Genomic DNA, 13,595 nt, shown 5'->3' on the forward strand with positions numbered 1-13,595 from the left:
ATGACCAGTTGAGGCGAAGGAGAAGATTGACATGACACAGCCGGATTCCATCGACGCCGTTCAAAAAATGCTGGGCGCGCAGGGCTATGTCTGCGGGCGGGCCTTGGCTACGGTTGTGTTTCTGTCGCTAAAATTGGGCCGGCCGTTGTTTCTGGAAGGTGAGGCCGGGGTCGGAAAAACCGAAATCGCCAAGGCAATGGCCGCCGGACTGAACCGACGCCTGATCCGGTTGCAGTGTTACGAGGGGTTGGATGCGTCCTCGGCTGTGTACGAATGGAATTTCCCGGCACAGATGGTGGCGATCCGCACGGCCGAGGCGGCGGGCGGGGCAGATCGCGGGACCTTGCAGTCTGAGTTGTTCTCGGATGAGTACCTTGTCGAGCGCCCATTGCTGCAGGCCATGCGCCCGGACGAAAATGGTGCGCCGGTCCTGCTGATTGACGAACTGGACCGAACCGACGAACCCTTTGAGGCCTTTTTGCTTGAAGCGCTCAGCGATTTTCAGGTCACCATTCCCGAACTGGGTACTGTCAAAGCGCCCGAGCCACCGATCGTGATCGTGACCTCAAACCGCACGCGCGAAGTGCATGACGCGCTGAAACGGCGTTGCTTATATCACTGGGTCGACTATCCCGATTTCGACCGTGAGATCGAAATCCTTCACACCAGAGCCCCCGAAGCGGCCGAGGCGCTCAGCCGTGAGGTCGTTGCTTTTGTCCAACGTCTGCGCACCGAGGATTTGTTCAAGAAACCCGGCGTGGCCGAGACGGTAGACTGGGCCAAATGCTTGCTGGCGCTGGACGTGATCAACCTAAGCCCCGAAGTGATCGGCGACACGCTGGGCGCGATCCTGAAATACCAAGACGACATTCAAAAGCTGCAGGGGTCCGAGGCTAAGCGGATTTTGGATCAGGCGAAAGCTGATTTGGAATTGGCCTGATGGCCGAACAACTGCCGCTTGATATCCCCGACGATCCAAAGCTGGCGCAAAACATCACTCATTTTGCGCGAGCCTTACGCAAGGCCGGTTTGCCCATCGGGACAGGTCGGGTGGTTGATGCCATACGTGCCGTTCAGGCAGCAGGATTTACAGAGAAACAGGATTTCTACTGGACTTTGCACGCTTGTTTCGTGAACCGCCCCGAACATCGCATGGTGTTCGCGCAGGTCTTTCGTCTGTATTGGCGCGACCCGCGGTATCTTGAACATATGATGTCCTTGATGTTGCCCGCGATCCGTGGCGTGCAAGAGGAACGCAAGGCCGACGCCGCCGAAAAGCGTGCGGCTGAGGCGTTGTTGGACGGAGTCGAACGTGACCCGCCAGACGTTGATGAGGGCGAGGGCGAAACAGAGCTGGAGATCGACGCCTCAAAAACCGCGTCGACCGAGGAATTGTTGCGCAGCCTGGATTTCGAACAGATGAGTACTGCCGAGATCGCGCAGGCCAAACGCATGCTGGCGCGATTGGCTTTGCCCGTAAAGCCGATCGAATCTCGCCGTGGGCAAGCCAGCCATCTGGGGCACCGGATTGACCGTGCGCGGACCTTACGAGCGGCCATGCGTCAAGGCGGAGAACTGCGCGATATCGCCCGCCTAAAGCCCAAGCCGCGTTGGCCCAACCTTGTGGTGCTGTGTGATATTTCGGGATCGATGAGCCAATACAGCCGGCTTATCTTGCACTTCCTGCACTCTGTTTCGAACACCAAGGGGGCGGGATGGGCCAAGGTGCATGCCTTTACCTTTGGCACACGCCTGACCAACATCACCCGTCATTTGCAACAACGCGATGTGGATGCAGCACTTGCTGCGGCTGGTGCCGAAGCGCAAGACTGGGAGGGCGGAACCCGGATCGGAGAATGCCTGCACGCGTTCAACCGCGATTGGTCGCGCAGGGTTATGGGGCAGGGGGCGGTGGTTTTGCTGATCTCAGACGGGCTGGATCGCGGTGACCCCGACGCCTTGGGTCGAGAGGTGGAACGGCTTCATCTGTCGTCTCGCCGCCTGATCTGGCTTAATCCTCTGTTGCGTTGGGATGGGTTCATGCCCAAGGCGCAGGGCGTGGTGGCCATGCTGCCGCATGTGGACAGTTTCCGCGCCGGTCATTCAATTGCGTCACTGGAAGACCTAGCCGCCGCAATCTCAAAGCCTGATGATATGGGTGAGAAAGCGCGGCTGATGACCGCGCTTTCCGGCTGACCCTTAGCCCAGCTGTTCTTCGTTGCACTTACGCGCCATTTCCATGGCCTTGTAGGTGCCGGTCAAATCAACGGTGAAGGCGAATTCCTTTTCCGGGAACACGATCATGACCTTTTGTTTTGCGATATCCTCAGCGAATTGGGGATCATCTGACAGAACATAGCCGCCAGAATAGCCCTTGGTAATGTTACCCTTCATGCCGGTGGCTTCGCCGACATAAACGTTGTCGCCCAGCAGAATCGCCACGGCTTCTTTTTCGCCACGCTTGATGTCGGTCTTGGCTTTGGTGAATACGCCCACATAGCCTACGCCACGATCTTCGGTCAGCCCCATCTGCACCACGTTTTCAGCGCTATCTACGGCCTCGATCAGGCAGGATTTCTTTTCTTGGTCGATGAAGACCTTCCACCCTTCAACTTCGCCATAACGCAGGAATGTGTCCGCGCTTGCGGCGGTTGAAGCCAACAGGGCGATTGCTGTTCCGAGTGTAAAAATGCGTTTCAAGTCTCTGTCTCCCTTGCGAAAATAAAATATGCGCATACTAGAATGCACTAGTCGCGCGTGTAAGCTAGAATCAGGCTCCGTGACAATCAATCCCTTGCGGTTATGGCCGGTATCCGGGCTAAATTGCGCCGAAGGTTCCGAACTTCGAACTCACGCACAGAGTTGATGACCGGGTTTCCTTTTCATATGGCGAAACCTGCCTATGTTGGGTCAGAACGCTGGCGGAGAGTGTTAATGGACAGATTCGACAATAGCCCGGAAACGGCCTTGCGCTGGTTCAGTGAAGGGCAGCCCACAGCCCTGGCCACAGTGGTGGAAACCTGGGGCAGTGCCCCGCGCCGTGTTGGCGCGCAACTGGTCATAGGTGCGGATGGACGGATCGAAGGCTCGGTCTCGGGCGGTTGTGTCGAAGGCGCAGTTGTGGTCGAGGCGCTGGAGGCGATCGACGAAGGCGAAGCGCGCCTGTTGGAATTCGGCGTCAGCGACGAGGACGCCTTTGCCGTGGGTCTGGCCTGTGGTGGTACTATCCGGGTTCTGGTCGAGCCGGTGGGCAGCGTGCTGCCCGAACCTATGCTGCGTGAGCTGGTTAATGCGCGTGCCGGGCGTGACCCCGTGGCATACGAAGTGAACATCGAAACCGGTCATCGAGCCCTGCGCCGCAACGCTTATGCAGACCGGTTGCGTATGGACCGTTCGGGGTTTGAGGAAGATGGCCAAACATTCGTCGCGGTCCATAATCCCCCGCTGCGGCTTATCATTGTTGGCGCAGTACATATCGCGCAGGCGTTAGTGCCGATGGCGCGGATCGCCGGGTATGACCCGGCTATCATCGATCCTCGCGACGCCTTTGCCTCGGACGCACGATTTCCGGGTGAGAAGATATTGACCGATTGGCCGGATGAGGCGGTGGCCAAACTGGGCTTGGATGCGCGCACGGCGGTGGTGCTGTTGACCCATGACCCAAAGCTGGACGATCCAGCCTTGGAATCAGCTTTGCAGGCGGGCGTGTTCTATATCGGCGCCCTGGGATCTACCCGAACTCATGCCAAGCGGGTGGCACGGATGAAAGAGGCCGGCTTTAACGACGCACAGATCGCCCGCATTCATGGCCCCATCGGGTTGGATATCGGGGCTGCGGGGCCTTCGGAAATCGCCGTGGCCATTTTGGCGCAAATGACAGCCGTGCTGCGAGGCAAAGCGTGAAGTTCGGCTCCGTTCCCGTCGATCAAGCTGCCGGAGCCATCCTTGCGCATTCCGTGCAGGTCCAGGACGCCAAGCTGCGCAAAGGGATCGTTCTGACGCCCGAGCATCAGGAACAACTGGCCGCCGCTGGGTATGAGGCCGTCACGGTCGCCCGGCTGGAGCCCGGAGATTGTCATGAGGACAAGGCCGCTGGGATGCTGGCCGATGCCCTGGCGCCCGATCCGAAAGCTGCCGCGCTCAGGGTGACCCAACCGTTCACCGGGCGCGTGAATCTGATAGCGGACGGGCCGGGTGTTGTGGTTCTAAAAGTCGAAGCGCTTGAGGCGTTCAATCAGGTCAACCCAATGATCACAGTTGCCACCGTGCCGCAACATCAGCAGATGGGCGCCGGAGGTATGGTCGCGACGATCAAAGTCATATCCTATGCCGTTCCAAGCGCGGATGTTCTTGAAGCCTCACACGTGGCAAAGGGTGCCATCCGCCTTGCCACACCAGTTTACAAAAAAGCCGGGCTGGTGGTGACCGACATTCCCGGCGGGCCTTCGAATGAAAAAGGCATTGCCGCAATCCGGGGCCGGGTCGAGGCACTGGGGATGGAGATGACCGATGTCCGCATCGTCCCGCACCAGACGGATGCGATTGCGCAAGCTGTCTCTGAGATACAAGGCCAGGTAGCGATGATCCTGACCGGGTCGGCCACCTCGGATGTGGCTGATGTCGCCCCTCAGGCGGTGCGGGCTGCAGGTGGGCAAGTGGATCGGTTCGGCATGCCGGTCGATCCGGGCAATCTGCTATTTCTTGGCTCGCTTGGATCGCGACCGGTGATCGGGTTGCCGGGATGCGCGCGGTCACCAGCGTTGAACGGGGCCGATTGGGTGCTGTCCCGTGTCGCCTGCGGGATCAACACGACCGGAACAGACATTGCCGCAATGGGCGTGGGTGGGTTGCTTAAAGAGATTCCGACGCGGCCGCAACCGCGGGCATCGCGGCGATAATTTGCCTTTCTGAGTCAACGTAATACTTATGAAGGCTACCCAAATGACCGCCTGGACAAATCGCTAAATATTTTTGTTCTCAAACAAAAATTCCCGTGTTTAACTCGGGCCAGGGAGTTTCATTTTGGGAGGAGCGAATGACACAGGTCTCAATGACCGTGAACGGAAAATCCGTGAGCGGTGATGTCGAGGGCCGGACATTGCTGTCCAGTTTTCTGCGCGATCATCTGTCACTGACCGGAACGCATGTAGGATGCGACACTGCACAATGCGGCGCGTGTGTGGTCCATGTGAATGGCGAGGCGGTCAAATCCTGCAACATGCTGGCGCTAGAAGCTGACGGCGCAGATGTCGGCACGATTGAAGGGCAGGCCAACGACGATGGTTCGCTCAACACTATCCAACAGGCCTTTCAGGATCATCACGGGTTGCAATGCGGTTTCTGTACGCCAGGCATGGTGATGAGTACGGCTGCGTTGCTGAAAGACAATCCGCGCCCGACCGAAGCTGAAATCCGCAAGTATCTGGAAGGCAACCTGTGCCGCTGCACCGGATACCACAACATCGTTAAGGCGATCATGGCCGCGTCAGGCCAGGACGTCAGCAGCATCGCTGCCGAATGATGCCGCTGCGGGCGTAAGCGAGACGCCCGTGGGATGACAAAGGGTGCATAAGCATCCGTTAATGGGAGGAGAACAAGCAATGCCCAAAGACAGTGGCATCGGAGCCAGTTCCAAGCGCCGCGAAGACGTGCGCTTTCTGACCGGAGACGGCAATTATACCGACGATATTAACGTGGCCGGCCAGGCCTATGTACATTTTTTGCGTTCCGACATCGCGCATGGACGGATCAAAAGCGTCGACACCTCGGCCGCCGAGGGTATGCCCGGCGTGGTCAAGGTATTCACCGGTAAAGATTTCGAAGGTGTGGGGGGAATGCCCTGCGGCTGGGAAGTCACCGACAAGCATGGCGCGCCTATGCAAGAGCCGCCGCACCCCATTCTGGCGCAAGGCAAGGTACGCCATGTGGGCGACCCGATTGCGGCGGTTGTCGCTGACAGTCTTGAACAGGCACGTGATGCCGCCGAGGCGATTGACGTCGACATCGAGGAATTGCCTGCCGTCATGGATATGAAAGCCGCCGCGCAGGATGGCGCGACGCTGGTTCATGACGATCTGAAGAACAACATCTGCTATGACTGGCAGTTGGGTGAGGCAGATGATGCCAAGGTAAACGAGGTTTTCGCCAATGCGGCGCATGTGACCACGTTGGATCTTGTGAACAACCGTCTGGTGGCGAACCCGATGGAGCCGCGCGTGGCCGTAGCCGAATATAAGCGCGGCACGGATGAATACACGCTGTACACAACGTCACAAAACCCGCATGTGATCCGATTGCTGATGTGTGCATTTGTTCTGGGCTTGCCCGAACATAAGGTGCGCGTTGTGGCCCCGGATGTCGGCGGCGGCTTTGGCACCAAGATTTTCCATTATGCCGAAGAGGCGTTCTGCACCTTCGCCGCCAAGGCCTGCAACCGTGCGGTCAAATGGTCGTCCAGCCGGTCCGAGGCTTTTATGTCGGACGCCCATGGCCGCGATCACGTCAGCACCATCGAGCTGGCGCTTGATGCAGATAACAACTTTGTCGGTCTGCGCACCAACACCTTTGCCAATCTGGGCGCTTATCTGTCGACGTTCTCAAGCTCGGTTCCAACATGGCTGCACGGCACGCTGATGGCGGGCAATTACAAGACGCCGGTTATTCAGGTGAACGTGAAGGCGATGTTCACCAATACGGTGCCGGTGGATGCGTACCGAGGAGCAGGGCGGCCCGAGGCGACATTCCAACTGGAGCGTGTCGTGGACAAGGCCGCGCGCGAGTTGGGCGTCGATCCGATTGCCCTGCGCCGTCAGAACTTTGTCACCCAGTTCCCTTATGACACGCCGGTGGCGCTGACCTATGACACCGGGGACTATAACGGGACGATGGACAAGCTTGAATCCGCAGCTGATCTGGCAGGGTTTGCTGCGCGACGAGCAGAAAGTGAGGCGAAGGGCAAGCTGCGAGGTTTGGGCATCAACTGCTATATTGAAGCCTGCGGTATCGCGCCTTCGAACATCGTTGGCATGCTTGGCGCTCGTGCGGGTCTTTATGATGCGGCGACGGTGCGGGTGAACGCCACCGGCTCGATCAGCGTAATGGTAGGAGCGCACAGCCATGGGCAAGGGCATGAAACCGCCTTTCCGCAGGTTGTGGCTGACATGATCGGCATTGACGAGTCGATGGTTGAGATCGTGCATGGCGATACCTCCAAGATTCCGTTTGGCATGGGAACCTATGGATCCCGATCGCTGGCGGTCTGCGGCTCTGCCATGGTCAAAGCAACCGAGAAAGTAATCGATAAAGCCAAACGGATAGCTGCACATTTGCTTGAGGCGTCCGAGGCTGATATCGAACTCAAGGACGGTCAGTTTAGTGTCGCAGGAACCGATAAATCGGTTGCTTGGGGAGATGTGACCCTCACGGCTTATGTTCCGCACAATTACCCGTTGGAGGTCGAACCGGGACTGGAGGAAACCGCGTTCTATGATCCGGCCAACTTTACTTTCCCCGCAGGGGCCTATGCCTGTGAAGTTGAGGTCGACCCGGAAACTGGACAGGTCAGCATCGAAAAGTTCACTGCCGCGGACGATTTCGGCAACATCGTCAACCCGATGATTGTGGATGGCCAGGTGCACGGTGGTATCGGTCAGGGCATTGGCCAAGCGCTGTTAGAGAACTGCGCATATGACGAGAACGGCCAGCTGCTGAGCGCCTCCTACATGGATTACGCCATGCCGCGTGCCGATGATGTTCCGTTCTATGCGGTCGACCACTCCAGCCAAACGCCCTGCACGCACAACCCGCTGGGTGTCAAAGGCTGTGGTGAGGCTGGCGCGATCGGTTCACCACCCGCAGTGGTGAACGCGGTGCTGGATGCGCTGAACTCGGGTGGAAAGGCGGTGGATCACATCGACATGCCAATGAGCCCATCGCGCGTTTGGGCGGCGATGAACAGCTGAGTGGTTTGGGGTGCGAGGGGCTGCCCCTCGCGCTCTCCGAAATAATTACAGCCAGATGAAGGGCGGTTCCGCGCCTTTCGGAAAGGAAGACGAAATGTACAATTTCGAGTTTGAGAAACCCTCGACCATTGCGGATGCGGTTGCTGCTCTGGCGGTTGAGGATGCCCAAGCCCTAGGAGGCGGGCAAACACTGATTCCGACGCTGAAACAACGGCTGGCGGCACCTTCCGCTTTGGTCTCGCTGAGCGGGATTGCCGAGATGAAGGGTGTATGTGTTGACGACGACGGCTCGGTGTCGATTGGGGGAGCGACAACACATGCAACCGTCGCGGCAGAGGCGGCGGGCAGCTATCCTGCACTGGCGGCGTTGGCTGGTCAGATTGGTGACCCCGCGGTGCGCAATCGCGGCACCATTGGCGGTTCGGTTGCCAATAACGATCCAGCAGCTTGCTATCCGGCGGGCGTTTTGGGGTCGGGCGCGACAATTATCACCAATACGCGCCAGATTGCGGCGGATGATTTCTTTGAAGGGATGTTCTCGACCGCACTGGATGAAGGTGAGATCATCACCACAGTCCGGTTCCCGGTGCCACAGGCGGCGAGCTACCAGAAGTTCCTGCAGCCTGCGTCGCGGTTTGCACTGGTAGGTGTCTACCTTGCACGTTTTGCGGATGGGGTGCGCGTTGCTGTGACCGGCGCCAGTGAAGACGGTGTCTTCCGTTGGTCCGAAGCGGAGGAAGCTTTGAACAAAGAGTTCAGGGCCGATGCTCTGATGGATCTACGTATCAATCCGGCAAACATGATCGGTGATCTGCATGGTAGCAAAGAATACCGCGCGCATCTTGTTGGTGTCATGACAAAACGGGCTGTCGAAGCCTGTATGTGAATGGTAGAAAACCCTTGAAGCCCCGGCCGCAAGTCGGGGCTTTTTACGTACGGCGTAGTCTTGGAGGTTTTGAGGGCTGCCAATACGCGCCGGTGTCTTCGCGGGCTTTTTGATAGGCTTCCAGCCGTCGGTGGGCCGCGTCACCTCCGACGTCAAACAGGTGACCCAGCAGGCATTCCAGAACGGCCATTGCGCCTGTGAAACAGGAAAACGGGTGCAAGGCGCGGGTGCTGACGGTGAAGGCAACATCAGGCTCGACACCTGGTGCAATCACGTCGCTGTCCGAGATTAGGATCAGGCGCAGCCCCTGTTGCTTCGCAATTCGCATCGATTGGATTGTATCTGCCGAGTAGGGATGAACAGTGATGGCGATCAGGCAATCCTGTTGGTCCGCATCCAATAGGTCGTCAGTTGCGGATCCCACATGGCGCGGCACCAGTTGAATGCCCGGATGCGCCATGCGTCCTGTATAGGAAAAATAATATGCCAGCGCATAGCTGGCACGCGTGGCCGTCACGAAACACCGGCGAGACCTGGTCATGTACTGGATGGCCTCGCGCACTTTATCGGGTTTCATGAGGCGCAGCGACCGTGTGACGACGTTCTGTTCGTTCTGTGCCAGTTTGGCTTGGTAGGAGCCAAAGGTATCCTCGGACTGCAGGGCGCTCAACCAATCTTGTCCCAAATCGCTTTCCCTGTCGGTGACCAGAGCATCGCGGAATGGGGTGCGGAAGGCCTCGAAACCATCGAAACCCATGCGTTGCGCCAATCGAACCAGAACATTCGAGCTGACGCCGATCCGGGTGGCTGTGGTACGAATCGGATCAAGACCGAAGTCTCCGGGGTAGTCGATGATGTATTTGGCAGCAGCTTGCAGGGCAGCTGGCATCTGTTCAATCTCTTGACGCAGATGGTCGATAATCTGGGTTGGTGTGCTGTTCATAGCTGTAAAAAAACAAATGTTATGCAATTAGCAAGTAAAAAACAATTTTTGGCAGATTAGATAGGGCAAGTATTAGCCGAGGAATGTGCATGTCGGACTCGCAATCAAAAATCCAAACTGTTGGTCGGCCCTATGTTCTTGTCGCCCCAAATGGCGCGCGGCGTGGGGTGTCGGATCACCCGGAATTGCCGGTATCCACTGATCAGATCATCCAGACCGCACGCGCCTGTTTTGCAGCGGGCGCGAACGGATTGCATCTGCATATCAGGGATGCGGAGGGGCAGCATTCTCTGGACGCTGGTCAATACCGGGAAACGATGGCCGCGCTGCGTCAGAGTGTACCCGGGCTGGATCTGCAAATCACGACCGAGGCCGCGGGCGTGTTCGATGTGGTCGCCCAGTTTGCGTGTCTGGAGCAGGTGTGCCCGGATTGGGCGTCGATTTCCATACGGGAGATTGCGCGCTCGCCTGAATTGGCTGATCGGGTTTACGGCCTGTGTGCCGCGCAGGGGACGCGGGTGCAGCATATTCTGTACGATGCTGACGATGCCGACTTGCTGGCGCAATGGCAAAAGGCCGGAATTGTGCGTGAAAATCAGGCGGAGTGTATTTTTGTTCTGGGGCGCTATACGGCCGGCCAGCAATCTACCCCGCAGGACCTGGACAGATTTCCCAAAGGGTCGTCGCCATGGATGGTGTGTGCCTTTGGCGCGCATGAACATGCCTGTCTGGCATACGCTGCTGGGCAGGGCGGGGACGTTCGCGTCGGGTTTGAAAACAGCCTGACGGATGAGAGCGGGACCCTGTGGCAAGACAATGCCGCGTCGGTGTCGGCGCTTGTTGACAAGCTGGAAAGGGCAGTCAAATGAGTCACGTATTTCCACGCCATACAAAATCAGAGCTGCCGATCGCGGCTGGTGGGGACGGGTGTTACCTGATTGATGCGCAGGGCCGCCGCTATCTGGATTGTGGTGATGCTGCGGTGTCGTGTCTGGGGCATTCCAACCCATCCGTCATCGGGGCAGTGCAGGAACAGGTCGAGCAGATCGCCTTTGCGCATACCGGGTTCATGACCTCGGAACCGGCCGAAACGTTGGCGGATTTGCTGGTCGAGCATGCTCCGGGTGACTTGGACCGGGTGTATTTCGTGTCGGGTGGATCCGAGGCGACCGAGGCTGCGATCAAGCTGGCGCGGCAGTACTATTTGGAAATTGGCCAGCCTGAGCGGCGACATGTAATTGCCAGGCGGCAGAGCTATCACGGGAACACTCTGGGGGCTTTGTCAGCCGGAGGCAACGCGTGGCGGCGGGCGCAGTTCGCACCGATGCTGATCGAGATGACTCATATCGCGCCCTGCTATGAATACGCCGAGAAACCCGACGGCGAGAGCAGCTTTGACTACGGTCAGCGCGTGGCCAATGAGCTTGAAGCCGAGATCCTGCGGCTGGGCCCTGATACCGTGATGGCGTTCATGGCCGAGCCGGTTGTTGGCGCAACCTTGGGGGCGGTGCCAGCGGTTGAAGGGTATTTCAAACGCATCCGCGAAATCTGTGACCAGTATGGTGTGTTATTGATCTTGGATGAGGTGATGTGCGGCATGGGTCGGACCGGGCATCTGTTTGCCTGTGATCACGATGGGGTTGCCCCGGATATTCTATGCATCGCCAAAGGGTTGGGCGCTGGATACCAACCCATCGGCGCGATGATGTGTACCACACAGATTTTTGATGCGATCCGCAATGGGTCTGGTTTTTTTCAGCACGGCCACACCTATATCGGCCATCCGGTCGCGACAGCGGCAGCCCTGGCAGTTGTCCGCGAAATGACACAACGCGATCTGCCTGCTCGGGTGGCGGTCATGGGTCAAAGGGTCCAATCCAAACTTGAGGCTGCTTTGGGCCAGCATCCGAATGTCGGAGATATCCGGGGTCGGGGATTGTTCCGGGGCATTGAACTGGTGGCGGATCGTGACACCAAGGCACCGCTTGACCCCGCGCTTGGGGTGGCTGGCAAGATCAAAAAGGCCGCGCTGGTCGAAGGCCTGATCTGCTATCCCATGTCTGGCACACGCGATGGGCAGCTGGGGGATCACATCCTGTTGGCACCGCCCTTCATCATCGAAGACGCGCAGATTGATGAGATGGTCAGCAAGCTGAGCAAGGCTATTGCGTCCGTGATCTAGCGGTATGGGACAGCGCGCTTGAAATGAAAAAAGCCCCCTTATGAAAAGGGGGCATTAATCATTCATTCTGTGAGAACTTTATTTCTGTGGCAGAGGCCCGATCATCATGATCATCTGACGGCCTTCCATTTTGGGCATGTTTTCGATCTTGCCCAGATCCTTGACGTCTTCGGCCACGCGTTCCAACAACTCACGGCCCAGGTTCTGGTGCGCCATCTCACGACCACGGAAACGCAGGGTGACTTTGACCTTGTCGCCGTTTTCAAGAAACTTGAACACGTTGCGCATTTTCACATCATAATCATGCGTGTCGGTGTTGGGTCGGAATTTGACCTCTTTCACCTCGATGATTTTTTGCTTTTTGCGTGCTTCGCTTTCGCGTTTCTGCTGTTCGTACTTGAACTTGCCGAAATCCATGATCTTGCAGACAGGCGGGTTCGCATTGGGCGAGATTTCAACCAAATCAAGTCCGACATCGGCGGCCATTTGCATTGCTTTGGCGGGATGAACCACCCCGACGTTTTCACCTTCGGCGCCAATCAGGCGAATTTCGGGGGCACGGATCTTATCATTGACGCGCGGGCCGGTGTCTCGCTGCGGCGGCGCGTTGTGAGGTCTGCGAGCTATTGGTTCATTCCTTTGATGATTGCAGAATTTCGAGCCCGAAATTTAGACTGCTGCGCGGCCCGTTTCAAGCGCCATCCGCGCGGAAATGGCTGAAATTCACAGGTTTGCAGCGGGTTTATGCGCGAGCCACAGTAATTCCAGCGGCCCGCGACAGAAGATCAGCCCACAAAGGCCTTTTCGATCACGAATTCCTTGGGTTCGGAATTGGCGCCTTCGCGCAGGCCGAACTCTTCCAGGATCGCCTTGATGTCCAAGTTGAAGGCCAGCGAACCGCAGACCATGGCACGGTCGGTGTCAGGGTTGATGCCGCCTTCGATGCCCAGATCGGAAAACACGGTCCCGTCCTTCAGCAGGTTGGTGATGCGGCCCATCTTGGGGCTCTCTTCGCGGGTCGTGGTGGGGTAATAGCGAATCTTGTCGGCAAAGCCTTCACCCATCAATTCGGCCAGCATCTCGTCCTGACGGATGCTGTCAATCAGTTGACGGCCATATTCCAGTTCCGCCACTTCGCGGCAGGTATGAGTGATGATGACCTCGTCATAATCCTCATAGGTCTGCGGCTCGCGCAGCAACGAGGCGAAGGGCGCAAAGCCGGTGCCAGTGGCGAAGAACCACAGGCGTTTGCCAGGCAGCAGGGCGTCATGGACCAGCGTGCCAACGGGTTTGGGCCGCAGGATGATCTGGTCACCCGGTTTGATGTGCTGCAGTTTCGAAGTCAGCGGGCCGTCCTGCACCTTGATCGAGTAGAACTCCAACTCTTCGTCCCAAGATGGCGAGGCGATGGAATATGCGCGCAACAGCGGCTTGCCGTTGTCGCCCAACAGGCCGATCATAACGAACTCACCCGAGCGGAACCGCAGCGAGGCAGGGCGCGACACCTTGAACGAGAACAGGCTGTCGGTCCAGTGTTTGACGTCGGTTACGGTCTGGGCGTCCGGCAGAACGGGGGCCTTCACGGCGGTTGCTTCGGTCACGGGCTTCATCTCTGTCATGGTT

Annotated in this window: 13 protein-coding genes; 9 read left to right on the plus strand and 4 right to left on the minus strand. The window is 58.0% G+C overall.

The window, feature by feature from the left end; translation table 11 throughout:
- The first annotated feature begins 31 nt into the window (after window positions 1-31).
- Window positions 32-940: an AAA family ATPase gene (locus ACR0B0_RS03925; protein ID WP_480646522.1), complete on the plus strand. Its 909-nt coding sequence runs from the start codon at window positions 32-34 to the stop codon at window positions 938-940.
- A complete protein-coding gene (locus ACR0B0_RS03930) occupies window positions 940-2,196 on the plus strand; it encodes a vWA domain-containing protein (RefSeq protein WP_170348540.1) in 1,257 nt (418 codons plus the stop codon). The genes ACR0B0_RS03925 and ACR0B0_RS03930 overlap by 1 nt, the downstream gene beginning before the upstream one ends.
- A gap of 3 nt (window positions 2,197-2,199) precedes the next feature.
- Here ACR0B0_RS03930 and ACR0B0_RS03935 read toward each other — a convergent pair whose 3' ends face one another.
- Window positions 2,200-2,700, minus strand: a complete 501-nt coding sequence (locus tag ACR0B0_RS03935; protein ID WP_480646524.1) for a hypothetical protein — start codon at window positions 2,698-2,700, stop codon at window positions 2,200-2,202.
- 234 nt (window positions 2,701-2,934) lie between these two features.
- On the opposite strand from ACR0B0_RS03935, the gene ACR0B0_RS03940 reads away from it, so the two are divergent.
- From ACR0B0_RS03940 to ACR0B0_RS03960, 5 genes are all read left to right on the plus strand, one after another.
- Window positions 2,935-3,903 (plus strand): XdhC family protein, encoded by a 969-nt coding sequence (locus ACR0B0_RS03940; protein WP_480646526.1) that lies wholly within the window; start codon window positions 2,935-2,937, stop codon window positions 3,901-3,903.
- A complete protein-coding gene (locus tag ACR0B0_RS03945; protein WP_170409656.1) occupies window positions 3,900-4,898 on the plus strand; it encodes a molybdopterin-binding protein in 999 nt (332 codons plus the stop codon). Before ACR0B0_RS03940 ends, ACR0B0_RS03945 begins: the two co-directional genes overlap by 4 nt.
- 137 nt (window positions 4,899-5,035) lie before the next feature.
- Window positions 5,036-5,521: a (2Fe-2S)-binding protein gene (locus ACR0B0_RS03950; protein WP_170358232.1), complete on the plus strand. Its 486-nt coding sequence runs from the start codon at window positions 5,036-5,038 to the stop codon at window positions 5,519-5,521.
- A gap of 79 nt (window positions 5,522-5,600) precedes the next feature.
- On the plus strand, window positions 5,601-7,961 hold the full coding sequence (locus ACR0B0_RS03955; protein WP_170348545.1) for a xanthine dehydrogenase family protein molybdopterin-binding subunit: 2,361 nt from the start codon (window positions 5,601-5,603) through the stop codon (window positions 7,959-7,961).
- 94 nt (window positions 7,962-8,055) lie between these two features.
- Complete coding sequence (locus ACR0B0_RS03960) at window positions 8,056-8,847, plus strand: FAD binding domain-containing protein (protein ID WP_170348546.1); 792 nt, start codon at window positions 8,056-8,058, stop codon at window positions 8,845-8,847.
- A gap of 43 nt (window positions 8,848-8,890) precedes the next feature.
- Here the strand turns inward: ACR0B0_RS03960 and ACR0B0_RS03965 are convergent, their stop codons facing one another.
- A complete protein-coding gene (locus ACR0B0_RS03965; protein WP_368040128.1) occupies window positions 8,891-9,736 on the minus strand; it encodes a MurR/RpiR family transcriptional regulator in 846 nt (281 codons plus the stop codon).
- Window positions 9,737-9,879: 143 nt separating this feature from the next.
- Here ACR0B0_RS03965 and ACR0B0_RS03970 point away from each other — a divergent pair, with 143 nt between their 5' ends.
- Together ACR0B0_RS03970 and ACR0B0_RS03975 are read left to right on the plus strand one after the other, a co-directional pair.
- A complete protein-coding gene (locus ACR0B0_RS03970; protein WP_170409662.1) occupies window positions 9,880-10,659 on the plus strand; it encodes a beta-keto acid cleavage family enzyme in 780 nt (259 codons plus the stop codon).
- Window positions 10,656-11,972, plus strand: coding sequence for an aspartate aminotransferase family protein (locus ACR0B0_RS03975; RefSeq protein ID WP_480646529.1), 1,317 nt, complete (start codon window positions 10,656-10,658; stop codon window positions 11,970-11,972). Before ACR0B0_RS03970 ends, ACR0B0_RS03975 begins: the two co-directional genes overlap by 4 nt.
- Window positions 11,973-12,050: 78 nt before the next feature.
- On the opposite strand, the gene infC is transcribed toward ACR0B0_RS03975, so the two are convergent.
- Window positions 12,051-12,641: a translation initiation factor IF-3 gene (infC, locus tag ACR0B0_RS03980; RefSeq protein ID WP_437436676.1), complete on the minus strand. Its 591-nt coding sequence runs from the start codon at window positions 12,639-12,641 to the stop codon at window positions 12,051-12,053.
- A 116-nt stretch (window positions 12,642-12,757) separates the two neighbouring features.
- Window positions 12,758-13,591 (minus strand): ferredoxin--NADP reductase, encoded by an 834-nt coding sequence (locus ACR0B0_RS03985; protein ID WP_170349391.1) that lies wholly within the window; start codon window positions 13,589-13,591, stop codon window positions 12,758-12,760.
- Window positions 13,592-13,595: the final 4 nt, after the last annotated feature.

This window comes from Ruegeria sp. BA12 (assembly GCF_056539625.1).

Excerpts from the sequence above, each read along its gene's own strand:
- ACR0B0_RS03960 (WP_170348546.1), top strand. The coding sequence starts at position 8,056 with ATGTACAATTTCGAGTTTGAGAAACCCTCGACCATTGCGGATGCGGTT.
- ACR0B0_RS03925 (WP_480646522.1), top strand. The coding sequence starts at position 32 with ATGACACAGCCGGATTCCATCGACGCCGTTCAAAAAATGCTGGGCGCG.
- ACR0B0_RS03940 (WP_480646526.1), top strand. The coding sequence starts at position 2,935 with ATGGACAGATTCGACAATAGCCCGGAAACGGCCTTGCGCTGGTTCAGT.
- ACR0B0_RS03985 (WP_170349391.1), bottom strand. The coding sequence starts at position 13,591 with ATGACAGAGATGAAGCCCGTGACCGAAGCAACCGCCGTGAAGGCCCCC.
- ACR0B0_RS03930 (WP_170348540.1), top strand. The coding sequence starts at position 940 with ATGGCCGAACAACTGCCGCTTGATATCCCCGACGATCCAAAGCTGGCG.
- ACR0B0_RS03965 (WP_368040128.1), bottom strand. The coding sequence starts at position 9,736 with ATGCCAGCTGCCCTGCAAGCTGCTGCCAAATACATCATCGACTACCCC.
- ACR0B0_RS03970 (WP_170409662.1), top strand. The coding sequence starts at position 9,880 with ATGTCGGACTCGCAATCAAAAATCCAAACTGTTGGTCGGCCCTATGTT.
- ACR0B0_RS03955 (WP_170348545.1), top strand. The coding sequence starts at position 5,601 with ATGCCCAAAGACAGTGGCATCGGAGCCAGTTCCAAGCGCCGCGAAGAC.
- ACR0B0_RS03975 (WP_480646529.1), top strand. The coding sequence starts at position 10,656 with ATGAGTCACGTATTTCCACGCCATACAAAATCAGAGCTGCCGATCGCG.
- ACR0B0_RS03950 (WP_170358232.1), top strand. The coding sequence starts at position 5,036 with ATGACACAGGTCTCAATGACCGTGAACGGAAAATCCGTGAGCGGTGAT.